This is a genomic window from Thiomonas sp. 13-64-67, from assembly GCF_002282795.1.
Taxonomy (GTDB): Bacteria; Pseudomonadota; Gammaproteobacteria; order Burkholderiales; family Burkholderiaceae_C; genus Thiomonas; species Thiomonas arsenitoxydans.
Window position 1 is genome coordinate 1 of record NZ_NCKP01000051.1, and the last position, 24,458, is coordinate 24,458.

The 24,458-nt window shown below is 66.4% G+C and carries 15 protein-coding genes and 2 pseudogenes; 8 read left to right on the top strand and 9 right to left on the bottom strand.

Annotated features, from left to right (window positions below):
- From B7X30_RS11765 to B7X30_RS11785, 5 genes and pseudogenes are all read right to left on the bottom strand, one after another.
- Window positions 1-276: pseudogene (locus B7X30_RS11765) on the bottom strand (circularly permuted type 2 ATP-grasp protein); the annotation flags it as partial.
- Window positions 277-340: 64 nt separating this feature from the next.
- On the bottom strand, window positions 341-3,772 hold the full coding sequence (locus tag B7X30_RS11770) for a transglutaminase family protein (protein ID WP_286730790.1): 3,432 nt from the start codon (window positions 3,770-3,772) through the stop codon (window positions 341-343).
- Window positions 3,773-3,836: 64 nt separating this feature from the next.
- A complete protein-coding gene (locus B7X30_RS11775; RefSeq protein ID WP_286730792.1) occupies window positions 3,837-4,793 on the bottom strand; it encodes an alpha-E domain-containing protein in 957 nt (318 codons plus the stop codon).
- 38 nt (window positions 4,794-4,831) lie between these two features.
- Window positions 4,832-6,253: a circularly permuted type 2 ATP-grasp protein gene (locus tag B7X30_RS11780; RefSeq protein ID WP_286730793.1), complete on the bottom strand. Its 1,422-nt coding sequence runs from the start codon at window positions 6,251-6,253 to the stop codon at window positions 4,832-4,834.
- A gap of 72 nt (window positions 6,254-6,325) precedes the next feature.
- Window positions 6,326-8,860: a DNA internalization-related competence protein ComEC/Rec2 gene (locus B7X30_RS11785; protein WP_286730795.1), complete on the bottom strand. Its 2,535-nt coding sequence runs from the start codon at window positions 8,858-8,860 to the stop codon at window positions 6,326-6,328.
- Window positions 8,861-9,069: 209 nt separating this feature from the next.
- On the opposite strand from B7X30_RS11785, the gene B7X30_RS11790 reads away from it, so the two are divergent.
- From B7X30_RS11790 to B7X30_RS11825, 8 genes and pseudogenes are all read left to right on the top strand, one after another.
- Window positions 9,070-9,666 (top strand): MliC family protein, encoded by a 597-nt coding sequence (locus tag B7X30_RS11790; RefSeq protein ID WP_286730797.1) that lies wholly within the window; start codon window positions 9,070-9,072, stop codon window positions 9,664-9,666.
- A 186-nt stretch (window positions 9,667-9,852) separates the two neighbouring features.
- Window positions 9,853-11,475 carry a hypothetical protein gene (locus tag B7X30_RS11795; protein WP_286730799.1) on the top strand — a complete coding sequence of 541 codons (1,623 nt, stop codon included), beginning with the start codon at window positions 9,853-9,855 and terminating at the stop codon, window positions 11,473-11,475.
- A 243-nt stretch (window positions 11,476-11,718) separates the two neighbouring features.
- A pseudogene (locus B7X30_RS11800) lies at window positions 11,719-15,222 on the top strand (indolepyruvate ferredoxin oxidoreductase family protein).
- Window positions 15,223-15,369: 147 nt separating this feature from the next.
- A complete protein-coding gene (gene ypfJ / locus B7X30_RS11805) occupies window positions 15,370-16,239 on the top strand; it encodes a KPN_02809 family neutral zinc metallopeptidase (protein WP_013124540.1) in 870 nt (289 codons plus the stop codon).
- 3 nt (window positions 16,240-16,242) lie between these two features.
- Window positions 16,243-16,575, top strand: a complete 333-nt coding sequence (locus B7X30_RS11810; protein ID WP_013124539.1) for a hypothetical protein — start codon at window positions 16,243-16,245, stop codon at window positions 16,573-16,575.
- Window positions 16,576-16,585: 10 nt separating this feature from the next.
- A complete protein-coding gene (locus B7X30_RS11815) occupies window positions 16,586-16,744 on the top strand; it encodes a hypothetical protein (protein WP_286730803.1) in 159 nt (52 codons plus the stop codon).
- Window positions 16,745-16,822: 78 nt separating this feature from the next.
- Complete coding sequence (locus tag B7X30_RS11820) at window positions 16,823-18,076, top strand: cytochrome c (RefSeq protein WP_286730805.1); 1,254 nt, start codon at window positions 16,823-16,825, stop codon at window positions 18,074-18,076.
- Between the two features lie 59 nt (window positions 18,077-18,135).
- Window positions 18,136-19,320: a multidrug effflux MFS transporter gene (locus B7X30_RS11825; protein ID WP_286730809.1), complete on the top strand. Its 1,185-nt coding sequence runs from the start codon at window positions 18,136-18,138 to the stop codon at window positions 19,318-19,320.
- A 12-nt stretch (window positions 19,321-19,332) separates the two neighbouring features.
- On the opposite strand, the gene B7X30_RS11830 is transcribed toward B7X30_RS11825, so the two are convergent.
- The 4 genes from B7X30_RS11830 to B7X30_RS11845 all read right to left on the bottom strand — a co-directional run bounded on the left by B7X30_RS11830 (window position 19,333) and on the right by B7X30_RS11845 (window position 24,381).
- Window positions 19,333-19,920 (bottom strand): CBS domain-containing protein, encoded by a 588-nt coding sequence (locus B7X30_RS11830; RefSeq protein WP_286730812.1) that lies wholly within the window; start codon window positions 19,918-19,920, stop codon window positions 19,333-19,335.
- A gap of 156 nt (window positions 19,921-20,076) precedes the next feature.
- Complete coding sequence (locus tag B7X30_RS11835) at window positions 20,077-22,350, bottom strand: primosomal protein N' (protein ID WP_286730815.1); 2,274 nt, start codon at window positions 22,348-22,350, stop codon at window positions 20,077-20,079.
- A gap of 394 nt (window positions 22,351-22,744) precedes the next feature.
- The gene (hemE, locus tag B7X30_RS11840; protein ID WP_286730817.1) at window positions 22,745-23,839 is read right to left on the bottom strand and encodes a uroporphyrinogen decarboxylase; all 1,095 of its coding nucleotides are present in this window, start codon (window positions 23,837-23,839) and stop codon (window positions 22,745-22,747) included.
- Between the two features lie 155 nt (window positions 23,840-23,994).
- Window positions 23,995-24,381: a CZB domain-containing protein gene (locus B7X30_RS11845; protein ID WP_286730820.1), complete on the bottom strand. Its 387-nt coding sequence runs from the start codon at window positions 24,379-24,381 to the stop codon at window positions 23,995-23,997.
- Between the last annotated feature and the right edge of the window lie 77 nt (window positions 24,382-24,458).

The window sequence follows — 24,458 nt, forward strand, 5'->3', positions numbered from 1 at the left end:
GACGTTGTAGGTCACGCCGTCGTCGTGAATCTGCTGCAGCAACTGCTGCTGCCGGGCGCTCAGGCTGTCGAAGCCGCCGGAGCCGAGCAGGCGAAAAAAGTGATCCCAGAGCGGGGCCAGCGCCGCACCCGCCCCGCCATCGGAGACGCCGCCGCGCAATTCGTCCCAGTGTCCGGGGATGACGGGGGAAGCCAAGTCGCGGGCGAGCGCGGCACAGTCTTCACCCGGATCGAATGAGCCTTGCGATTGTGATTGAGATTGGAACAGGCTGACCATATGACATTGTGGCATGCGGGGGACGCCGAGACGGCGGCGGGCATCCCCCGATTTCGGTCAAATTTCACGCGCCCGTTCGCAAATCCAGGGTGAAGGGGAATTCCAGGCTGGGATGCACCGGCGCCACCCGCATGCGGCCCGGCGTGTGGCCCATGCGGAAAAAGCGCGACAGACGGCGGCTCTCGGCCTCGTAGGAGTTGACTGGGAAGGCGGTGGGATTGCTGCCGCCCGGGTGCTCGACGTGGTACTGGCAGCCGCCCAGCGAGCGCTCCATCCAGGTATCGATCAGATCGAAGGTCAGCGGCGCGTGCACGCCAATGCCAGGGTGCAGCGCCGAGGGGGGATGCCACGCGCGGTAGCGCACGCCACAGACAAACTCGCCGCTGCGCCCGGTGGGTTGCAGCGGCACGGCCTGGCCGTTGACCGTGAGCACATGGCGGCTGTCGGTCAGGCCGCTGATTTTCACCTCCACTCGTTCCAGCGAGGAATCGACATAGCGCACCGTGGTGCCCGCCGCGCCTTCTTCGCCCATGACATGCCAGGGTTCGAGCGCCATGCGCAGTTCCAGCTTCATGCCGCTCACTGCGTAATCGCCCAGCAGCGGGAAGCGGAAGGTGTGATGCGGCGCGAACCATTGCGGGTCGAAGTCGAACCCGGCCTCGCGCAGTTCGATCAGCACGTCGTCGAAGTCCATCGCAATGAAGGTGGGCAGCAGGAAGCGGTCGTGTAGCGCGGTGCCCCAGCGCTGCAGTGCGGCGGTGTAGGGCGCGTGCCAGAAGCGGGCGATGAGCGCGCGCAGCAGCAGTTGCTGCACCACGCTCATGCGGGCGTGCGGCGGCATCTCGAAGGCGCGCAGTTCGAGCAGGCCGAGGCGGCCGGTGGCGCCGTCCGGGCTGTAGAGCTTGTCGATGCAGAACTCGCTGCGATGGGTGTTGCCGGTGACGTCGATCAGGATGTTGCGCAGGGTGCGATCGACAAACCAAGGTGGAGCGTCGACGCCGTAGCGCGCGCGGTTGGCGCGCAGCTCGGCCAGGGCGATTTCGAGTTCATAGACCTGATCGTCGCGCGCTTCGTCCACTCGCGGTGCCTGGCTGGTGGGGCCGATGAACAGGCCCGAGAACAAATAGCTCAAGCTGGGATGGTTGTGCCAGTAGGCGATCAGGCTGGCCAGCAGATCGGGGCGTCGCAGGAAGGGGCTGTCGGCCGGCGTGGCGCCGCCGAGCACCACATGGTTGCCGCCGCCGGTGCCGGTATGGCGACCGTCGAGCATGAACTTCTCCGCACCCAGCCGGGTTTCAAACGCGGCCTGGTAGAGGAATTCGGTGTGATCGACGATTTCCGCCCAGTTGTGCGCCGGATGGATGTTGACTTCGATGACGCCGGGGTCGGGCGTGACCTGCAGCAGGTCGAGCCGCGGGTCGCGCGGCGGCGGGTAGCCTTCGAGCACCAGCTTGACCCGCAGGCGCTGCGCCGTAGTCTCGATGGCGGCGAGCAGGTCAAGATAGTCTTCCGCCGAAACCAGCGGCGGCATGAACACATACAGAATGCCGCCGCGCGCCTCCACGCACAGCGCGGTGCGCAAAATCCAGCCGGCTGACTCGAAGCGGTCGGGGTGGCGGCTATCGCCGGGCCGCAACCGCTGGCCATCACCGCTGGACAGGGGGGCTGATCCTCCGCTGCCGCCCCGGCGTGGTGCGTCAGCGCCCTGGTTTTGCACTCCGACGGTGCCGCCTTCGGCGTAGCCGCCCCCAATGCGGTGCATCGGGCCATATTGCAGCCGCAGCGCAGCGGAGTCGGGCAGGCCGTTGCGCGGGGCGAAGGGGTCGTGCGGCCAGTCGGAGGCGCGCTCGCCCTCGGTGGCCCAGGGCAGCGAGTCCAGCGGCAGGCGCCAGCCCATGGCCGAGTCGCCGGGGAATAGATACATGCGTTCGTCGCGGAAGAACCACGGGCCGGAGACCCAGCGCGGCCCGCTGAGCTGGGGTGAGCCCGGTTCGCGGCGGATGGGCAGGGCGTAGCCAGTGGGGGTTTTCAGCCCCTGATCGAACACTTTGCGCAGACGGGCGCGCTCGAGTTCGTCTTCGACCCGCGAATCGAACGGATCGACGTTGACCGGCAGGCGGCGCTCACGCCACAGGTAGTACCAAGTGTCTTCAAAGCCGGTCTGCACATGCGCCGGATTGACGCCCAGCGTATCGACCAGGGCGAGGATGAAGGTGTGCGCGTCGAGCGCGGTGGCGCTGCCGCCCAGACGTTCGTCGGCGAACAGCTCGGAGTTGTGCCAGCAGGGCTGGCCGTCGCGCCGCCAGATGGCCGACAGCGCCCAGCGCGGCAATTGCTCGCCGGGGTACCACTTGCCCTGGCCGAAATGCAGAAATCCGCCGGGGCCGTAGCGGGCGATGAGTTTGCTGATGAGTTCGCCGGCGTAGCCGCGCTTGGTCGGCCCTTGCGCGTCGGTGTTCCATTCGGGCGCGTCGCGGTCGGTGGTGGCGACGAAGGTGGGCTCGCCGCCTTGGGTGAGGCGGACGTCGCCGTTTTTGAGTTGCTGATCGACCACTTCGCCCAGGGTCAGCACGGCCTGCCACTGTTCGTCGGTGTAGGGCTTGGTGACGCGCGGCGATTCGTAAATGCGGGTCACGGCCATGTGATGGCTGAACTCCACCTCGCATTCGTCGATCATGCCTTCAACCGGGGCCGCGCCCGAGGGCTGCGGCGTGCAGGCCAGGGGGATGTGGCCTTCGCCTGCGAGCAGGCCGGAGGTGGGGTCGAGGCCGATCCACCCGGCCCCGGGCAGATACACCTCGCACCAGGCGTGCAGATCGGTGAAGTCGGCCTCGGCTCCGGTGGGGCCGTCGAGCGCCTTCACGTCCGGGGTGAGCTGAATGAGGTAGCCGGAAACGAAGCGTGCCGCCAGACCGAGGTGGCGCAGCACCTGCACCAGTAGCCAGCCGGTATCGCGGCAGGAGCCGCAGGCGAGTTCGAGCGTCTGCTCGGGCGTTTGCACGCCGGGCTCGAGGCGGACGGTGTAGCCGATGTCGCGCTGCAACTTCTGGTTGAGATCGACCAGGAAATCTTGCGTGCGGCGCGGGGTGAGGTCGATGCTGTCGATCAGGGCTTTGACCCGCGGGGTGAGCGGGGCAGCCGCCAGATAGGGGCCGAGTTCGGCTTCTAGTTCCGGGGCGTAGCTGAAGGGGAATTTTTCGGCTTCGGGTTCGAGAAAGAAGTCGAAGGGGTTGAGCACCGACATTTCGGCCACCAGATCGATGGTGATCTGCAGCAGCGTGGTTTTCTCGGGAAAGGTCAGGCGGGCGAGGTAGTTGGAGAACGGGTCTTGCTGCCAGTTGATGAAATGCCCGGCGGGTTCCACCCGCTGGCTGTACGACAGGATGGGCGTGCGGCAATGCGGCGCGGGACGCAGGCGCACCACGTGCGGCGAGAGGCCCACCGGGCGGTCGAAGCGGTAGGTGGTGGTGTGCGTGAGCGCGACGTGGATGGACATCCGGGCACCTTGGAAAAGTTGAAGAGAAGCAGTCGAGGCGGTGAGGAACCGGCGGGGTGAAACCTCAGGCGGCGAGAAAATCCTGGCTGATGCCGACGCCCAGATCGTTGATGCGCCCCAGGAAGTGGGTGAGATAGGCGTGCAGCCCGGTGGCCATGATGTCGTCGAGCCGACCGAACTGCAGTTGCGCGTTGAGCAGCCCGGCGCGGCGCAGGGTTTCGCGCGATTGCGGGTTGGCCACGGCCTGCAAATGATTGTTCACCGCCATCATGCAGGCGGCGAGTGACCGCGGCATGTCAGGCCGCAGGATGAGCAGCCCCGCCACGCGCTCGGGGGTGATGACGTCGCGGTACACCTTGCGATAGACCTCGAAACCCGAGACCGAGCGCAGCACCCCCGACCAGTGATAGAAGTCGTGCTCCTGCACCCGGCCGTTGCCGTTGGCTGAGCCGTAAAAGTCGGACTGCCGGGCGTGGAACTTCACGTCGATCAGCCGGGCGGTGTTGTCGGCGCGCTCCAGAAAGGTGCCGATGCGCAGGAAGTGATAGGCCTCGTCCTGCAGCATGGTGCCCGAGGTCACGCCGCGCGAGAGGTGCGAGCGGTATTTCACCCACTCGAAGTACTGCGCCGGGTCTTGTCGGCACAGGCCCTTGGCCAGCATGCGCTGCGATTCCAGCCAGGTCTGATTGACCGTTTCCCAGACCTCGGTGGTGATGGCGCCACGCACCGCGCGGGCGTTTTCGCGCGCGGCGCGCAGGCAGCTCTGGATGGAGGAGGGGTTGTCGGTGTCGCACACCATGAAGTCGAGCACCTTGTCGGCGTCGATCTCACCGTGACGTTCGGTGTAGGCGGCGGTCAGTTCGGAGATGCCCAGCAGGCCGTGCCAGCCCAGATGCATGGCCTCGGCGCCTTGCGGCAGCAGGGCCGACTGCACATGCACGTCGAGCATGCGGGCGGTGTTTTCGGCGCGTTCGGTGTAACGGGCCATCCAGAACAGGTGATCGGCAGTTCGGCTGAGCATGATGCGTTTCTCGGGGCTGAGAGTTTGCGAGGGGCGGGCTACTTTTCGAGCACCCAGGTGTCTTTGGTGCCGCCGCCCTGCGAGGAGTTGACGACCAGCGAGCCTTCGCCCAGCGCCACCCGGGTGAGTCCGCCGGGCACGATGGACACCGTCTTGCCCGACAGCACGAAGGGCCGTAGATCGAGGTGGCGCGGCGCAATGCCCGACTCGACGTAGGTGGGGCAGGTGGACAGCGCCAGCGTGGGCTGGGCGATGTAGTGCTCGGGATGCGCCTTGATCTTTTCGGCGAAGGCGGCGATCTCGGCTTGGGTGGAGGCCGGGCCGACCAGCATGCCATAGCCCCCGGCGCCGTGCACCTCTTTGACCACCAGCTCGGGCAGGTGCTCCAGCGCATAGGCCAGGCTGTCGGGCTCGCGGCACATGCGGGTGGGCACGTTGTGCAGCAGCGGGGTTTCGCCCAGGTAGAACTCGATCATGCGCGGCACATAGGGGTAGATGGACTTGTCGTCGGCCACCCCGGTGCCGATGGCGTTGGCCAGGTTGACGTTGCCCGCGCGGTAGGCTCGCATCAGCCCGGCGCAGCCGATAGCAGATTCGGCGCGGAACACCTCTGGGTCGAGAAAGTCGTCGTCAATGCGGCGGTAGATCACGTCCACCCGCTGCGGCCCCTGGGTGGTGCGCATATAGACGAAGTCGTCCTTGACGAACAGGTCTTGCCCTTCCACTAGTTCCACCCCCATCTGCTGGGCGACAAAGGCGTGCTCAAAATAGGCCGAGTTGTACATGCCCGGCGTGAGCACCACCACCGTGGGCTCGCTCACATTGGGCGGGGCGACGGCGCGCAGTTTCTCCAGCAGCATGTCCGGGTAATGCGCCACAGGCGCGATGCTGTGGCGGGCGAACAGTTCGGGGAACAGCCGCATCATCATGCGGCGGTTTTCGAGCATATAGCTCACGCCGGAGGGCACGCGCAGGTTGTCTTCGAGCACGAAGTATTCGCCCTCGCCCTGCGCGTTTTCGGCGCGCACGATGTCGATGCCGGCGATCTGCGCATAGACGTGGTGCGGCAGGTCGATGCCCATCATCTCGGGGCGGAACTGGGCGTTGCCGAACACCTGCTCCTGCGGCACGATGCCGGCCTTGAGGATTTCCTGGTCGTGATAGACGTCGTGGAGGAAGCGGTTGAGCGCGGTGACGCGCTGCTTCAGCCCGGCTTCGAGGTGCTTCCATTCCGCTGCGGGAATGATGCGCGGAATCAGGTCGAACGGAATGAGCCGCTCGGTGCCTGCCTCGTCGCCATACACCGCGAAAGTGATGCCCACGCGGCGAAAGATCAGCTCGGCCTCCTCGCGCTTGGCGCTGATGGTGTCGGGCGGCTGCTGCGCCAGCCAGTGAGCGTATTGGGCGTAGTGGGGGCGCACACCGCCGTCTGCGGGGGTCATTTCGTCGTAGAAGCGCATCGTCGTCTCTCGATTGGGCTGTGCAGCAGATTTAGCAAGATACAGGCCAGACAGGTCGGGTGGTGTGAAACTTCAGCGAGAAACCTCGGCAGGCTTCACATTTGCGCTCCAGTAATTCAGTTTCGCAACACGCCAGGCGATGAAGGTGTCGGGCGCGCTGTCGCGCCACAGCAGCGCACCCTGCTGGTCGGTGCGCCAGACGGCGATGCCGCGCTCGGCGTAGCGCGCTAGCACGGCGGGGTGGGGGTGGCCGTGCGGATTGCGGTAGCCCGCCTGCACCACGGCGGCGCGCGGCATCACCGTGTCGAGCAGGGCCTCGCTCGACGAGGTCTTGCTGCCGTGATGCGGCGCCAGCAGCACGTCGGCATAGGGCAGCAGATCGGCGCGCTGCAGGGCGCGCTCCTGCGGCTGATCGACGTCGCCGGTGAGCAGCACCGAGGCGCCGCGCGCGGCCACATGCAGCACGCAGGAGCGGGCGTTGTCGCTGCTGGGGGCGTCGCCGGGCGGGGGGCTGACGATGCGGAAGTCCACGCCGTCCCAGACCCAGTGCTGACCGGCTGCGCAGGGCTGGCGCTGCTGCAGGCCGTAGCGGGCGGCGGCGTCCGGCGGGGCCGAGGTGAGCAGATCAGCCTCGGGGTGGGCGCGGGCGAGGGTGGCTGCGCCGCCCGCGTGATCGCTGTCGTCGTGACTCACCACCACGCGGTCGAGACGGCGTACGCCCAGGCTGTGCAGCAGCGGCAGCAGCACGCGGCCACCGGCGTCCACGCCCGGCGCCTGTCGCGGCCCGGTGTCGTACAGCAGGGTGTGCCGCGCGGTGCGCACCACTACCGCCATGCCCTGTCCGACATCGGCAAACCACACCTCCATCGCCCCGGTCTCGGGCGCGGTGCCGGGGTTGCTCGCCAGTGGCAGAAGCAGCAACAGACCGGGCGCGCGCAGCCGCCAGTTCCACGGCAGCGCCAGCGCCAGCACGCCGAGGGCGGCCAGCGCCAGCGTGAGAGCGTCGGGCGCGGCGGCGTGCCACTGCGCCAGCGGCCAGTCGGCCATTTGGCGCAGCACCGCGTCCAGACCCTGCTGCGCCCAGGCCCCGAGCCGCCACACCCAGCCGTCCAACGGCGTGGGTAGTAGCAAGCCGCCGACCGCCAGCGGCGCAACCACCAGGGTGACCACGGGAATCGCCAGAGCATTGGCCAGCGGCGAGAGCACCGCGATCTGCTGAAAGAACAATAGCGTGAGCGGCAGCAGTGCGATGGTGGCCACCCACTGCGAGTGCGCGGCGCGGCGCAGCGCCTGAGCGCCGCGCTGCAGCCGACCGGCGGGCGCGGCTTCAGCGGGGCCGCAGGCCAGCGCGGCGGTTTCCGGATGCCTGCGGTTGCCCGCAACGAACAGCATGCCCACCGCCACGAAAGACAGCCAGAACCCGGCCTGCCGCACCGCCCACGGATCCCACAGCAGCACGGCGGTCAGCGCCAGCGCCATCACGTCACGCCAGTCGGCGCGCAGCCCCCGCTGGCGCAGCAACAGCACCACCGCGAGCATCAGCAGGGTGCGCTGCGCCGGCACGCCCCAGCCCGCGATGAACGCGTAGGCGGTGGCGGTCAGCAGCGCGCCCCAGGCGGCCACGGTGGGGGCGGGAAGGGTCAGCGTCCAGGGATGACGCAGCCGGGCGCTCTGCCGCCACAAACCGCCCACGAGACCCAGGGCCAGCCAGGCCAGCAGGGTGATGTGCAGACCGGAAATGCTCATCAGATGCGCGACGCCGGTGATGCGGTAAGTCGCCCAGTCTTGCGCGGAGATCGCGCTTTGATCGCCCAGAGCCAGCGCGATGACGGTGTCGGCGGCGGGGACGGAGTGATCGCTCCTCCCCCACGCCGTGGGGGAGGTTGGGAAGGGGTGAGGCGCGTTCTGCCCTTGCAGCGCGGTCATCATGCGCTGGCGCAGGTGGTCGCGCAGTTGCGCGATCCAGTCGGCAGGCGCGCGGCGAAGGCCGAGAAGCTGCGGGGGCGCGCCCATGCGGCTCACGGTTCCGGTGGCGCCGATTCCCTCGCGGAACAGCGTCAACTCGGTGTCGTTGCCGCCCGGATTGGCCAGGCCATGCGGGCGCTTGAGGCGCACCGAAAACTGCCACTCCTGGCCGGGATGCACGCGCGGCGGAGCCTCAGCAGGGCCGGAACCGCTGCGCCGCGCATACCAGCTCAGCGACACCTTGCTCGGCACCCCGACCGGGGCGGGCGGGGTGATCGTGAGGACGAAGCGCGTGGCATCGGGGTAGAGCACCGGCAGCCCGGTCACCACGCCGCGCACCTGGATGACCTGGCTTTCGAGCGCCGGATCGAGGCGGTCGGCCAGCAGCGCAGTGGCGCGCCAGCCCGTCAGCCCGAAAGCGAGCGCAAAACCGCCGCTGGCAAGCAGAAGTTGTAGGGCGATGCGTTGCCGCTTTTGCTTTTTGTTCGCCAAGCCGCCGTAGCGGCCCTGCCACAGCAGCAGCGCCGCAGTCAGTCCGATGCCTGCGGTCGCCATCACGCCGTAAATCGGCTGCGGCCAGAGCGCGGCCTGCGCGGTCTGCAGCGCACAGCCCAGCAGGACGGCAAGGGCAAAGGTTGGCAAGTCGGGTTCCTTCAGGCCGCAGGCAGGTGGTTGATGGCGGGCGTCCCGGCGCTTTCTCGGCAGGGCGTCTGGGCGCATCATAAAAAGCGGGCAGCGCGGCGCGGGAATTTCGTTGCTTTTACAAGTCTCTACAGTTGCGCGCCGTCACACGGGCAAGCAGCTTGTGTTTGTATGGTTCAATTTCTGCAACAGATTTCGGGAGTCTCTGCATGAATCGGCAAAAACACACTTTTGTTCTGCGCTTGAGCGCAGTCGGTGCTGCGACACTTGCGGCCCTCGGCGCGCTGACCCTGGCGGGATGCGCCACGCCGGTCAACCTCAACCAGCCCGTTCCGGTGCAGCAACTCAATCCGCCCACGCCGCGCGTCACGGTGCCGCCGTCGACCTACGCCCCCGTCACTCCGCAAGCGCCCCAGAGCGAAGCCCAGCCGCTGGCCCCTGCCGCGCCCATCACCGTGCAGCCCCTGGGGCCTGCCGGTGTGGCCCCGGCCGCAAGCGCGCCCGCTGCGCCGCAGTTCGCGCCCACGCCTGAAGTTTCGGCGCCGCAGCCCAGTGCACCCGCCCTGCCGCCGGGCGCCGTGCGCTTCAACTGCCAGGACGGCAGCTCTTTCATCGCCACCTTCGGCGACGTGTCGGTCACGCTGCAAACCGCGCTGGGCAATCTCACCCTGGATCAGACCGTCTCCGCCGACGGCGCCCGCTATCGCAACAGCGCTTTCCAGGTGTGGTTCAAAGGCCGCCAGGCCACGGTGACCAAAGCAGCAGTGATTTGTTTCTTTGGTAGCGACTATTACATCTGGATATAGACGACAGCCCCATGCACCCCCTAAATTGGGGGGAAAGTGCCTTTTTGTGGGGCGAATGGCGTGAAGATTTCACACCCTCCCGGGCAGACTTGTTTCCGCGTTCGTGCGGGATAGGTCATGGCGCTTATTTAGCCACTGTTCTGCGTTTGCTTTTGTCGAGCGCGGCCAAGTTCCAGGAGTCGTTTTATGCAGCAATCCCGTCGTCGCTTCATTCAGAAGTCTCTCCTTTCCCTGCCCGCGCTGGGCTCACTGGCGGCTTGTGGCGGCGGAGGGGGCGCGGGTGCCAGCAGCGGCTCGACATCCCAGGTTGCGGGAAATCAGACGGCCCCCTTAACTGGCAGCCAAGGAACAGCGTCGAACTCGGTCACCCCTGCGGCCACCTCTACGCCGGTTACCGTGCCGCCGGGCACCGACCTGTCCAAAGGGCTCACCCAGTACGGCAAGTCACCCGTGCCTTACAGCGCTTTGGCGAAACCCGCGAAAGGGGCCACCGTCACCGATCCCGACTTCGGCGCCAAGATCATCCGCATCACCGATTGCGTGAATGATTTCAACAATCTGTGTGTCGCCCCGGCCTACCCCACGGCGATGGCCTGGAATTGCGATGAAACCCGCTTCATCCTTTACGTGCCCGGTTCGACGGCCCAAAACGGCGGGCAGCAAGGCTGGGCGATGTATGACGGCACGACCTACGCCTTCATCAAGTTCCTCGACATCAATCCGGGTGACGTGGAACAGTTCTACTGGGATCACGCCGACCCGGCCTCGCTGCGCTATATCGACAACCATTCGTCGGGCAGCACCAACCTGGCCGACCTCACGGCGATCAATGTGGAGACGGGCGTCAAGACCATCATCCACAGCTTCCTCCCGAACGGCTTGCCGCCGGGTTGCCCTTCCGGCACGCAAGGGGTGCGCTGCGGTTACCCGTTCGCGCTGGGGGTGAATGCGCAGGGGCAGCGCATTTGGGGTCTGGGCGCATTTGGCTCCAACGTCCCCAATGTGTCTGGCGAGCTGGGCATGTGGGTGTTCGGTTTCAACGAGGCGACGGGGGCGTTCACCCTTTATGACACCAGCATCGTGCCGCAGCCGCAAGCGCGCGGATCGACGCCGTTCCCCTCGGTCTCCGGCAAGTTCTTCATCTGGAATGCCGCGGTGGGCTTGAACTCTCAGCCGACAACGCAAAGCGCCGTACTGGACGCCGCTACCGGCAAGTTGGTGCGCTGGGTGAATTTCGACACCAACGAGCACTGCGATACCGCGATGGATGCCAACGGCAACGATCTGCTGGTCGGTTCGCAGTTCTCACGCAACGACCCGGGCAACGGTAACGTGATCGTCTGCAACCTCAACACCGGAGCCGTCTCGAACTTCGTCGGCCAATCCAGCGGCTGGGGCTATCCGACCACAGGGTCCTTGAGCGGCTCGACCGCTTGGCAGAACCCGAACTGGGTGGTCACCGGCATGACGGGCAATATCTACGGCACCGGCAGCAACGGCCAAGCCACGCCGGGTAGCAACGGCAACAGCGGCCCGACCGCCAATCCCTGCACCATCCTCGACCAGGAGCTGATGATCACCAACCTGACCAGCGGAGTCACCTGGCGCATTGCCCACCACCGCAGCACGGGCAACTACAGCAACGCCTCGCAGAGCAACTACTGGGCGCAGCCGAACGTGACCTTCAGCACCAGCGGTACACGCATTCTGTTCAACAGCGACTGGGGCGATGGCGATCCGAGCAACCCGGTGGTCAATCCCAACGCGCCGATCGACACCTACGTGCTCATCCTGCCGTCCTACGCCTGACCGCGCGCAAGGCTTGCGAGCAAGTCCGCAAGCCCAAAGCGCCTATCGCTTCTCCCCCTGTTCACTCCTTCGCAGCCGCACTAGCATGGCTTTGTCGGCATAAGGCTGACTGCCGTTCACAAGACGGCGTGCGGGCCGTGCCCAGACATGGCACCGCAATTGCCCGGCCAGCCTGATCGGCGGCCGATTGGTGACCCACAGGCGCGGCCTTTGAGCGGTGCGCGCCACACAAGGAGACAGGCGATGAACGCTCCCCTACCCGAGCACATCCGTCGTGCGCTGGCGACCATTTCGCTGGACGGCATTCAGGCGCTGGTGCGTCTGCCCATGTTGCAGCGGCAGCGCGATGCTGCAGTCGGGCTCAACACCGCGGGCTTTGTCTCGGGCTATCGCGGCTCGCCGCTGGGCGGCTACGACCAGGCGCTGTGGAAGGCCAAAAAAATCCTCGAAGCCAACCACGTGGTGTTCAAGCCCGGGGTGAATGAGGAGCTGGCGGCCACCGCCGTCTGGGGTACGCAGCAGCTCGATCTGTTTCCCGACAAAAACAAATTCGACGGGGTGTTCGGCATCTGGTACGGCAAGGGCCCCGGCGTGGATCGCTGCTCGGATGTGCGCCGTGGCGGGCGATGACCATGTGGCCAAATCATCGACGCTCGCGCACCAGAGCGACCATATTTTCAAGGCTTGCGGGCTGCCGGTGTTCTTTCCCACCTCGGTGCAGGACATTCTCGATCTTGGCGTGCACGCCTTTGCCCTGAGCCGCTATGCCGGCGTCTGGTCGGGCATGAAGACCATCCAGGAAATCGTGGAATCTTCCGCCACGGTCGATGTGGACGCCGACCGCGTGCGCATTCTGCTGCCCGAAGACTTTGCCCTGCCGCCGGACGGCGTGCACATCCGCATCCCCGACACGCCGCTGGCCCAGGAGGCACGGCTGATGGATGTGAAGTGGTACGCGGCGCTGGCCTATATCCGCGCCAATCGCTTGAACCACACCGTCATCGACAGCCCGCACGCGCGGCTGGGCATCATGGCCTCGGGCAAGGCCTATAACGATACCCGTGCGCGCAGCTCGGCATCCGTCTGCACAAGGTCGCCGTGGTCTGGCCGCTGGAGGCGAGCATCACCCGCGAATTCGCCACCGGGCTGCAGGAGATTCTGGTGGTGGAGGAAAAGCGTCAGGTCATCGAGTATCAGCTCAAGGAAGAGCTCTACAACTGGCGCGAAGACGTGCGGCCCAACGTCATCGGCAAGTTCGATGAACTGCCGGGAGACCGCACCGGCGGCGAATGGAGCCAGCCCAATCCCGGCGGCAACTGGCTGCTGCCCGCCAAGGCCGACCTCAATCCGGCGATCATCGCCCGCGCCATCGCCGCGCGGCTGGAACGGCTGGGCATCCTGCGCGACGCCGGGGTGGATGTGCAGCGCCGCATCAGCGAGCGGCTGGCGGTGATCGACGCGCGCGAGCGCACCTTGCAGGCGCCGGGCGCCAGTGCTCAGCGTCCGCCCTGGTTCTGCTCGGGCTGCCCGCACAACACCTCTACCCGCGTGCCCGAAGGCTCGCGCGGCATGGCCGGTATCGGCTGCCACTACATGGTGGTGTGGATGGACCGTGCCACGCAGACCTTCAGCCAGATGGGCGGCGAGGGCGTGGCCTGGGTGGGCCAGGCGCCGTTCACCACCGACGAGCATGTGTTCGTCAATCTGGGCGACGGCACCTATTACCACTCGGGGCTGCTCGCCATCCGCCAGGCCATCTCTGCCGGGGTGAATGCCACCTACAAGATTCTGTTCAACGATGCCGTGGCGATGACGGGCGGGCAGCCGGTGGAGGGCGGCCTGACCGTGCCGCAAATCAGCCGCGAGCTGGAGGCCGAAGGCGTGCGCCGCATCGTGGTGGTCACCGACGAGCCGCAAAAGTACGACAACGCCGTCGGCTTGGCCAGCGGGGCGACGGTGCGCCACCGCGACGATCTCGATGCCATTCAGCGCGAGTTGCGCGAAGAGGCCGGCATCACCGTCATCATCTACGACCAGACCTGCGCCACCGAAAAGCGCCGCCGCCGCAAACGCGGGCTGATGGTCGATCCGGCGCGGCGCGTGGTCATCAATCCGCTCGTCTGCGAAGGCTGCGGCGACTGTTCCGATCAGAGCAACTGCCTGTCGGTCGAGCCGCTGGAAACCGAATTCGGCCGCAAGCGCACTATCAACCAGAGCAGCTGCAACAAAGACTTTTCCTGCCTCAAGGGCTTTTGCCCCAGCTTCGTCACGGTGGAAGGCGGCACCCTGCGCAAACCCAAGCCGCAGCCGGGGGCCGATCTGTCTTCCATGCCCGAACTGCCTCAGCCCGAGGTGCCCGATCCGGTGCGAGACGATGTGGCAGGCGGCGGCAGCTACGGCATCGTCGTCGCGGGTGTCGGCGGCACCGGCGTTATCACCATCGGCCAGTTGCTCGGCATGGCCGCGCATATCGAGGGCAAGGGCGTGGTCACGCAGGACGCCGCCGGGCTGGCGCAAAAAGGCGGCGCGACCTGGAGCCATGTGCTGATCGCGAATGACCCGCAGCAGATCGTCACCACCCGGGTCGGCACGGCCGAGGCCGAACTGATTCTCGGCTGCGACCCTATCGTCACCGCTGACCGTGAAACCCTGGCGCGCGTGCGCGAAGGCCGCACCTACATCGCGATCGACACCCACAGCACGCCCACCGCGGCCTTCGTTCACAACCCCGATTGGCAGTTTCCCGACGCTGCCTGCCACAAGACCATTGAACAGGCTGCTGGCGCCGACCATGTGGCGGGGTTCGACTGCGTGCGCGCCGCCGAGAAGTTGCTGGGCGACGCCATTTACGCCAATCCCATGCTGCTGGGCTTCGCCTGGCAGAAGGGCTGGGTGCCACTGAGCCATGCCGCGCTGATGCGCGCCATCGAGCTCAACGCGGTGCAGGTCGAGAAGAACAAGGCGGCGTTCGAATGGGGCCGCCACGCGGCGCACGATCCGCAGGGCATCGCCGCGCTGAGTGCCGCAGAGCAAGTCATTCAACTGGTCAAGCGTCCCAGCCTGGACGAAATCATTCAGCGCCGGGTGGAGTTCCTCACCGGCTACCAGAATGCTGCCTACGCTCGGCAGTACGCCGACTTTGTTTCGCAGGTGCGCGCCGCCGAAGCGCCGCTCAAGTCCACCGCGCTGACGGAGGCCGTGGCGCGCCATCTGTTCAAGCTCATGGCCTACAAGGACGAGTACGAAGTGGCGCGGCTGCAGTCCGACCCGGCGTTCGCCAAACAACTGCAAGAGCAGTTCGAAGGCGATTTCAAGCGCCATTACTACCTCGCGCCGCCGCTGTGGAGCAAGCGCAATGCCAAGGGCGAGCTGATCAAGCGCGAGTTCGGCCCTTGGATGGGCGTGGCTTTCAGGCTGCTCGCGCCGCTCAAAGTGCTGCGCGGCACCGCGTTCGATCCCTTCGGCCATACGGCGGAACGCAAGCAGGAGCGCGCCCTGATCGGTCAATACCGCGAGACGATCGCCGAATTGCTGCGCGGCCTCGACGCCAACAGCCCGCCCGAGCGCCTGCAGCTCACCACGCAGATCGCCCGTCTGCCCGACGGCATCCGCGGCTACGGCCACATCAAGCAGCGCCATCTGGCGCAAGTGCTGCCGCAGTGGGAGGCGCTGATGCGCAAGTGGCGGCAGGTGACGGCGGGTGTCTCGTCTCCAGACTCCCAGACCGTGCCAGAGACCGTGGCTTGATGTAGGTGCCATCCTTCCGGGCGGGTTCGTTGAAACGGCATAATCCGCGCCATTCGAGTGCCCCCGGGGTCGGCTTGCCGACCCGCCCCCCATGGGGGTCAAGGAAACTTGGGGCGGCCCGGCGTTTCCTTGAAGGGGAGGGGCATCATGCTCTGGAAAAACGGCAGACGCAGTGACAACGTCGAAGATCAGCGGGCTTCCGGGCCTCGGCCCAGCGGGCGGGGCGGGCTTGTGGGCGGCGGCATTGGCACCATCGTGCTGGCGCTGGTGGCGCTGTATTTCGGGGTCGACCCGAGTGTGGTGCTCAATCAGGTGGCGCAGCAGCAGACGCAGCAATCCACACGGCAAGCCTCTGCCGCGCTGACCGCCAAGGATCAGCAGGACAAGGAGTTTCTCTCCGTGGTGCTGGCCGATACCGAAGACACCTGGGGCGCGCTGTTCCAGCAGGCGGGGCGGCAGTATGTCGATCCCAAGCTGGTGCTGTTTTCCGGCGCGGTGCAGTCGGCCTGCGGCTATGCGCGGGCAGCCACCGGGCCGTTCTACTGCCCGGCGGACCAGAAGCTGTATCTCGATACCCAGTTTTTCCAGGAGTTGCAGCAGCGCCTCGGCGCGAAGGGCGACTTCGCCGAGGCGTATGTGATCGCGCATGAAGTCGGCCACCATGTGCAGAACCTGCTGGGCGTGGAGAGCAAGGTGCACGACGCCATGCAGCGCAGCAGCCCCGCTCGCGCCAACGCCCTGCTGGTGCGGCTGGAGCTGCAGGCCGATTGCTACGCCGGGGTCTGGGCCTATCACGCGCAGAACGAGCGCAAGGTGCTGGAGCCGGGCGATGTGGAAGAGGCCATCAACGCGGCCGAGGCCGTGGGCGACGACCGACTGCAAAAGCAGGCGCAGGGCTATGTGGTGCCCGATTCGTTCACCCACGGCACCTCGGCGCAACGCGCGCGCTGGTTCCAGACCGGCTTCGCCAGCGGGCGGCCGCAGGTCTGCGATACCTTCAACGCCTCTCAGCTCTGAGCCATGCCCGTAACCTGGATGACGGCCATCAGTGCCGCTTTGCCCTACATCGAATCGGTGGCGAAGCTTGCGTTGCCGGTGTTCAAGCAACGCAAGTCAGACAAAGAGGCGGCCGATACGCAGCAGAAGCAGATCGAGGAATTGCAGACGGCCGTGACCCACAACGCCGAACATGTGCGCGCGCTCGCACAGCAACTGCAAACCACGGTCACCGCGCTGGAGCAGGCTGGCCTGCAACTCGCCGAGGCGCAGCGCAAACAGCAGCGCTGGGCCGCACTGGCGCTGGGCCTGGGCGCCGTGGCTTTGGTGCTGGCCCTCGCAGCGTTGCTGCGCTGAAGCGCCGCGGTTGGCTGCGGTCGTCGAAGAGTTTCTGCTTGCCGTGCGGGTGGAATGCAGGGATCTGCACCCGGCCCTGCAGCAGGTCAACCCGTCCGCCGCCCGCCTGCCTGTCGCCGGCGCGGGTTGCGACACCGTGTCGCACTCCTTTGGCCTGCATCAACCCTGAAGGCCGCCACGCCCCGTAACCTGATTACAGATTGTTGCGCTGCAAACTCTTTTATCGCAGCGCTGAAAAGGAACGGGTATGAACAAGAAGATGGGATGGCGTGTCATGCTGGCCGGGCTGCTGGCTGCGCAATGCGGTTTGGCGGTGGCGGCCCAATTTTCCGACCAGGAGGTGCAGCGTGGCGCGTACCTGGCCCGCGCGGGCGATTGCGTGGCCTGCCACACCGCCCCGGGCGGCAAACCGTTTGCCGGCGGCTTGAAGATGGTCATGCCCATGGGCGCGATCTATTCCTCCAACATCACCCCGGACAAGACGCACGGCATTGGCAACTACAGCTTCGAACAGTTCGACCGCGCGGTGCGTCATGGTGTGGCGCCGGGCGGCAAATACCTCTACCCGGCCATGCCGTATCCGTCGTACGCGCGCGTCACGCCGCAGGACATGCGCGCGCTGTATGCCTATTTCATGCAAGGCGTGACGCCAAACCCCACGCCCAACCGCAAGCCCGATATGGTGTGGCCGATGACCATCCGCTTGCCGCTGGCGATCTGGAACTGGCTGTTCGTGCGCGACACGGTGTTCAAACCCGATCCCAAGCAGAGCGCGCAGTGGAACCGCGGCGCGTATCTGGTCGAAGGGTTGGGGCATTGCGGCGCCTGCCATACGCCGCGCGGGCTGTTCTTCCAGGAAAAAGCCCTCAGCGCCAACGGGCCGGGCGGCAAGCTCTACCTCACCGGCGGCACGGTGGAGCACTGGTATGCCAGCAATCTGCGCAGCGCCTGTCTGCAGAAAACCCTCAGCGCGCAGGACTTCGCGCTGTTGCTGCAAACGGGTAGCGCCCAAAATTACACCGTGGCGGGCGGCATGACCGAGGTCATCCACCACAGCACCCAGCACCTCGACCATGAGGATCTGCTCGCCATGGGCGTTTATCTCAAATCGTTGCCCTCCGAGACCAGCGCGCAGGTGGCGGGCACCCAGCCCGACCCCGCTGCGGTGCAGCGCGGCAAGGCGCTGTATGACCAGCATTGCGTGGCTTGCCATCAACCCAACGGCCAGGGCGTGCCCGCCGCCTTTCCCAGCCTGGTGGCCAATCCCTCTGTGCAGTGCATCAACCCGACCAACGCCATCCACGTCATTCTGGCCGGGGCGAGCACCGCGGTGACGGCATCAGCCCCCGCGCCGATGGTCATGCCGCCGTTCGGCGCGCAACTCAGCGATCAGCAGATTGCCGATCTGGTGACCTACATCCGCACCAGTTGGGGCAACGCCGCCGAGCCGGTCTCGGCCGAGCAGGTCAAGGAGTTGCGGCGCGCCATCGCCTCGCACTGATCGCAACGGGCCAGGGTCAGTCGCAGTGGCAGCGTGGCAGCGCTGCGACAATGCGCTGCATGGCCCGATCCGGCGCGCTGCAGCGCATTCTCACCCTGGGGGCGCTCACCGCCTTCGCCCCCATGTCCATCGACATGTACCTGCCGGGCTTCACCGCCCTGCAGCATGATCTGCACACCACGCCCGAGGCAGTACAGCGCACGCTGGTGGTGTTTTTTGTCGGACTGGCGCTGGGTCAGGCATTCTGGGGGCCGGTGTCCGACCGCTATGGCCGCAAGCGGCCGCTGCTCATCGGCATCGCGCTTTACGTTCTGGCCTCGCTGGGCTGCGCCATGGCGGCCTCGATGGATGCCTTGATGCTGTGGCGACTCTTGCAGGCACTGGGCGGCTGTGCGGGCATCGTGATTGCCCGCAGCATGGTGCGCGATCTTTACGCCCCGGTTGACGCGGCGCGGGTGTTCTCGCGGCTGACCCTGGTGCTGGGCGCTGCCCCCATTCTGGCGCCGCTGGCGGGTGCGGCCCTCGTGCAGTCCTGGGGCTGGCGGGCTATTTTTCTGGTGCTGATGGTTTTTGGCGTGATCTGCCTGCTGGCCGCGCTGGCATTGCCGGAGTCGCTGGCGCCGGGGGCTCGCAGCAATGCCCAGCAGCACCCGGTGCGCAATGCCTTGCGCACTTATTTCGCTCTGTTGCGCGATCGGCGTTTTATCGGCTTTGCCCTCAGCGGGGCACTGGGGCAGTCGGCCATGTTTGCCTACATCGCCGCAGCGCCGTTCGTGTTCATGCAGGTATTCGGGCTGAGTTCGGCGCAGTTCGCCTGGGTGTTCGGCGCCAATGCCCTGGGCCTGATTGCCGCGTCGCAGATCAATCATGCGCTGCTGGCTCGCGTGGGCAGCGGCGTGCTGTTGCACTGGGCCTTGCTCAGTCTGACGGTTTGGGCGAGCGTGATGTTGGCGCTGGCCGTGCTCGAGGTGGGCGGTTTATGGGGCGTGGTCATTCCCCTGTTCATCGCCCTGTCCAGCCTGGGTTTTTCGTTTCCCAACGCCACGGCGCTGGCGCTGGCGCATCAGACGGGCCGCGTGGGCAGCGCGGCGGCCCTGATGGGCAGCCTTCAGTTCACATTGGCGGCGGCCAGCGGCTCGGCCGTGGGCATGATCGCCGCCCACAGCGCCTTGCCGATGGCCGCCGTGTTCTGTGCGTTTGCAGGCTTGGCCTTGTGGGCGAACCAGCGCCTTGCGCCGCGTTGACGCAGGCCTTGTTCAGAGCGCGGCGATCGCCTGCTCCAGTTCGGCAAAGCTCTGCATCTGGCCGCTGGCCTGCAGTTCGATCCCCAGTTGCCGACCGATGCGCACCGCCGAGAAAATGCCGCGCACCACGGGTTTGCTGTCGGCTTCCAGTACCAGCGCATGCTGACGGCCGGAGTGACGCAGGGTGAGCACGATTTCAGCCACGGTAGAGCGCAGCACTTCGGCGTAATCGAGCACTTCGATGTGCTGCTGCGGCACCATGCATTGCGCCACGGTGACCGCGTCGCGCGGAATCTGGTTTTCGGTGGCGGCGCGTACCGGCTTTTCGCCCATCAGGTCGCGCGCGGTGATCAGGCCGACGACGTGCCGCGCGGAGTTGGTGACCAGCAGCAGACGCACACCGGCGTGCATCATCTTTTGCAGCGCCTGATTGGCGGACGCGTCGGCTTCGGTGGTGAAGGCCGGGGTGTGGCGCAGGTCGGTCATCACATCGGTGGCCGGAGAGTCAGGGGTGACGCTGCCGGGGCGGCCGTGGTCGAACTCGATCACGGGTGTGCCTGCGGGAAGGGGGTGGTGATGCAAAGGGCGTTGAGTGGACATGAGGGTTCTCTCCCAGAAAAGGACCAGCGTTTGCTGCACTGCAATACGCTTTCGATGCACCCAATTTAGTCCGTGCTGCGCCAGGCTGTTGTATCGAAATGTCGAATCCGCCGCCGAATGCGACATATGCGCCATTTCATCCGCCAATGCGGGCGTTCAGAAATCGAGCGGGTCGACATCGACTGCCCAGCGCACCCGAGAGCGCAGGGCGGTGAGCTCGGCGCGCCACTGCGAAAGCAGGCTCTGCAACGCGCCGCGATGGCTGCCTTCGATCAGCATCTGCAGGCGGTGCACATCGGCCATGCGGGCGAGCGTGGCGGGAATGGGGGGATAGACGGTCACGCCCAGCGCCTCGGCCAAGGGCGCGGCGAGTTGCTGCGCCTGTGCCAGAAACTCGATCACGGCGTCGATATTCCGGTGTTCCGCGCGCAGTAGGGCCTGATAGGAAAACGGCGGCATGCCGCCGCGCTCGCGCTCGATGAGTTCGGCCTGCGCAAAACCGGGATAGTCGTGCGCCACCAGCGCGCGGTACAGCGGATGTTCGGGGTGGGCGGTCTGCACCAGCATCTCGGGGGTGGAGGCGGGGGTATCGCCCTGGGGCGGCAAGGCGCGGCCCGCCCGCCCGGCCGCCTGCATGAGTTGGGCGAACAGACGCTCGGGGCCGCGCGGATCGTGGGTGAACAGTCCGGCATCGGGGTTGAGTGCGGCGACCAAGGTGACTTTCTGGAAGTCGTGGCCCTTGGTCACCATTTGCGTGCCCACCAGAATGTCCACTTCACCGGCGTGGACGCTGTCGAAACGGCTCGCCGCCGCGCCTTTGCGGCGCGTGCTGTCGGCGTCGATGCGGGCGATGCGGGCCTCGGGATATTTTTCGGCCAGCGCCTCTTCCACCCGCTGCGTGCCCTTGCCCACGGGCTGCAGATCGAGGCTGCCGCAGCCCGGACAGGCGCGCGGCACGGCGGCCTGGTAGCCGCAGTGGTGGCAGCGCAGGGTGCGGTCGGTGCGGTGAAACACCAGATGCGCGTCGCAGTGCGGGCAGTCCGACATCCAGCCGCAATCGGGGCAGCTCAACACCGGGGCATAGCCGCGGCGGTTGAGAAACAGCAGGCTTTGCTCGCCGCGCGCGAGCCGCTGGCGCAGCGCGGCGTCGAGCGTCTGACCGATCAGCGTGCCGCTGGCGCGCAGCGTGGCGTCGCGCCGGGTGTCGGCGATGCGCACGCTGGGCAGCACTCCGGTGGCGCGCTGTTTCAAGGTGAGCAACTGGTAGCGCCCGGTCTGCGCGGCCCGCCAGCTTTCCAGCGAGGGTGTGGCCGAGCCGAGCACGACGGCAATGCCGAGTTGCTGCGCTCGCCATAGCGCCAGGTCGCGGGCGGAATAGCGCGCGCCTTCCTGCTGCTTGTAGGACGGGTCGTGCTCCTCGTCGACCACGATGAGTCGCAGCGTCGGCAGTGAAGCCAGCACCGCCAGCCGGGTGCCGAGCACGATGCGCGCCGCGCCGTTGTGGGCCGCCAGCCAGTGTCGCAGCCGCTGCCCTTCCGACAGGCCGCTGTGCAAAACGGCGAGGTGCTCTGCGCCGAAGCGTTGCTCGAAACGGCCCACCAGTTGCGGCGTGAGGTTGATTTCGGGCGTCAGCACCAACACCTGCGCTTCGGGCTCGCGCTGCAACACCTGCGCCGCAGCGTGCAGATAAACCTCGGTCTTGCCACTGCCGGTCACGCCAAACAAGAGGAAGGGCGAAAAGCCCGAACTGGCGGCGATGGCCTCCACCGCCTGCGCCTGCTCCGGGTGCAGCGTGGGGGCAGCGGCCGATGCGACCGGGTTCGACGGGACGGGGGCGGCTGCGGTGGCTTCCACCCAGCCCGAGCCCTCCCAGTCGGCCAGCACCTTGACGGCGTGCGGATGCAAGCGCCGCGCCTCGGTCAGGCTGAGGCACGGCAGCGTCGAGGCAGCAGGAGTTTCCCCCGCTGCGGTGACGCCGAATGCTCGCGCCAGCCGCCAGAGCGCCACGCTGCGCGGCGCAATCTGGCCGGGCAAGGCCGACAGGCCCGCTGCGGTGCAGCGATAGCTCGCGTTCGAAGATCGAGGCGGCGCGGCCGTTCCCTCGCCGGGTTGGCGGTTGCGCAACTGGGCGGGCAGGGCCGCGCCGATGACTTCCCCCAGCGCGCGCTGGTAATACCGCGCGACGAACTGCATCAAGTCCAGCCAGTCGGGGGCCAGCGGGGCGAGGGCGGTGTGCGCTGCGGCAATGGGGCGCAGCACGGCGAGACGGGTTGCTTCTGGCTGCGGTACCAGCGCCATCACCACCCCGCTGACGGTCTGGCGTCCCAGAGGAACGCGCACCAGGGTGCCCGGCGCCAGCGGCGCCTGAGCGCTGTAATCGAGTGGCGGCAGGCCCGGCGCGTCAACGGCAACCTGGAGAACGACGGACATGGGTAGTGCGCAGCGGGTTGAGGTCGGCGTTCGAAACGGGCGCTAAGTCGGCGTCAGATCAGGAGTTATTCTGGATCAAAACAGGGTGTGGATAACTCTGTGCATCAATACCGTGAGCCAGGACGGCAGCCTTGTGGATAAGCCTGTGCAGAAAAATTTACCGAATTGTGAAATATCGAAAAAAACAATATAAATCAACTAATTAAGCGTGAATATTTCAAGTCAAATCTGTGATCAACTTGCTGCGGTGCAAGCTGACCAAAAATGTGCATAAGCCGATCTGTCAAGCTTGACAAATCAGAATTTCCCTTGCAGCGCGAGGTATCGCCGGGCAGCGACAGAGGGGCGCGCCGGGGAGTTGGCCGCGAGCCTGAACGCAGCCAGCTTCACCCGTTCAGGACGCGCTGCGGTGCAAGACCCGGCTGTGGGTGTGCACCGCTTCGACCAGCACCGACACATGCTCGGGCGGGGTGAATTGCGAAATGCCGTGTCCGAGATTGAACACATGGCCTGCGCCGACGCCGACCGGGCCGAAACTGTGCAGCAGCCGTTGCACTTCTTTTTCGATGGCGGCGGGCGGGGCGAACAGTACGTTGGGGTCGAGATTGCCTTGCAGCGCCACGCGCTGGCCCACAAGGGCGCGGGCCTGGGCGAGCGAAGTCGTCCAGTCGAGCCCGAGCGCGTCGGCGCCGGTGTCGGCCATGGCTTCGAGCCACTGGCCACCGCCCTTGGTGAACAGAATCACGGGCACGTCGGCCAGGGACGCCTTCTGTTTGAGCGCGGCGATGACCTGTTGGCTGTAAGCGAGTGAAAATTCTTGAAAAGCGCCGTCGGCCAGCACGCCGCCCCAGCTATCGAAAATCATCACCGCTTGCGCGCCGGCGTCGATCTGCGCGGCCAGATACTGCGCCACCGCCTCGGCGTTGACCGCGAGAATGCGGTGCATCAGATCGGGGCGGGAATACAGCATCGTCTTGACGGTGCGGTAGTCGTCGCTGCCGCCGCCTTCGACCATGTAGCAAGCCAGCGTCCAGGGGCTGCCGGAAAAACCGATCAGCGGCACGCGCTGGGTGCCGTTCTGCACCAGCGCGCGGCGGATTTCGCTGACGGCGTCGAACACGTAGCGCAGCTTGTCCATGTCGGGCACGGCGAGCGCGGCCACATCGGCCTCGGTGCGCAGCGGGCGATCGAATTTCGGGCCTTCGCCCGCCTCGAAGCGCAGGCCCAGACCCATGGCGTCTGGCACGGTGAGAATGTCGGAAAACAGAATGGCCGCGTCCAGCGCGTAGCGGTCGATCGGCTGGAGCGTCACCTCGGTGGCGAAGTGCGGGTTCTGCGCCAGGCCGAGAAAACTCCCGGCGCGGGTGCGGGTGGCGTTGTATTCCGGCAGGTAGCGCCCGGCCTGGCGCATGAGCCAAAGCGGGGTGTAGTCGGTGGGCTGGCGGCGCAGAGCGCGCAGGAAGGTGTCGTTGGCAATGGGTGCGGTCATGAACGGTATTGTCGCAAACTGCAGGCGCAGCCCAGCGCGCGGTTTGCTCTGGATGTTTCAACCCGGATGCTCTGTGGGGACAAGGGATGACGGCGCGGGTGCGCCAGTAGCGTTTGTCATCATGGTCGCCACAGGCCGGGGTGGATCATCCGGGTTCAATCCATGCCGAATTCCCGGCGTTTGAGATAAAGCTCGCCCAAGGTGCCGATGACTTGATTGGAAATGCGGGCGTACTCGCCTCCGCCTTGCAATTGCTGCAGCGCCTCTTGTCGTTGATTGGCCAAAGCCTGGCGGGCGACATCGGCGGCCACGCGATGAAATGCGGCGTGTTCTTCGAACAGCCGTGTGAACAAGCGCTGCGTGTCGGTACTCAGCGCCGGACGGCTTTCGCGAATGCCATAGAGCCACTTGCCCAGATCGCAGCGGTTGTCCAGCGCGATGGTGTCCGGGTCGAGCGTGGAGCAAGCGCCGCTGACACAATCGTGCAACCGCTTCTTCCACGCTTTGTGGGCGTTTGTCGCCGAAAAAAAGTTCAGTTCCATACGGGCTGGGTTGACGATAGTTGGGCAGGTGGCCCAAATATAGTTTTCAGGATGAAACTTTACAATTCGGCGATGCG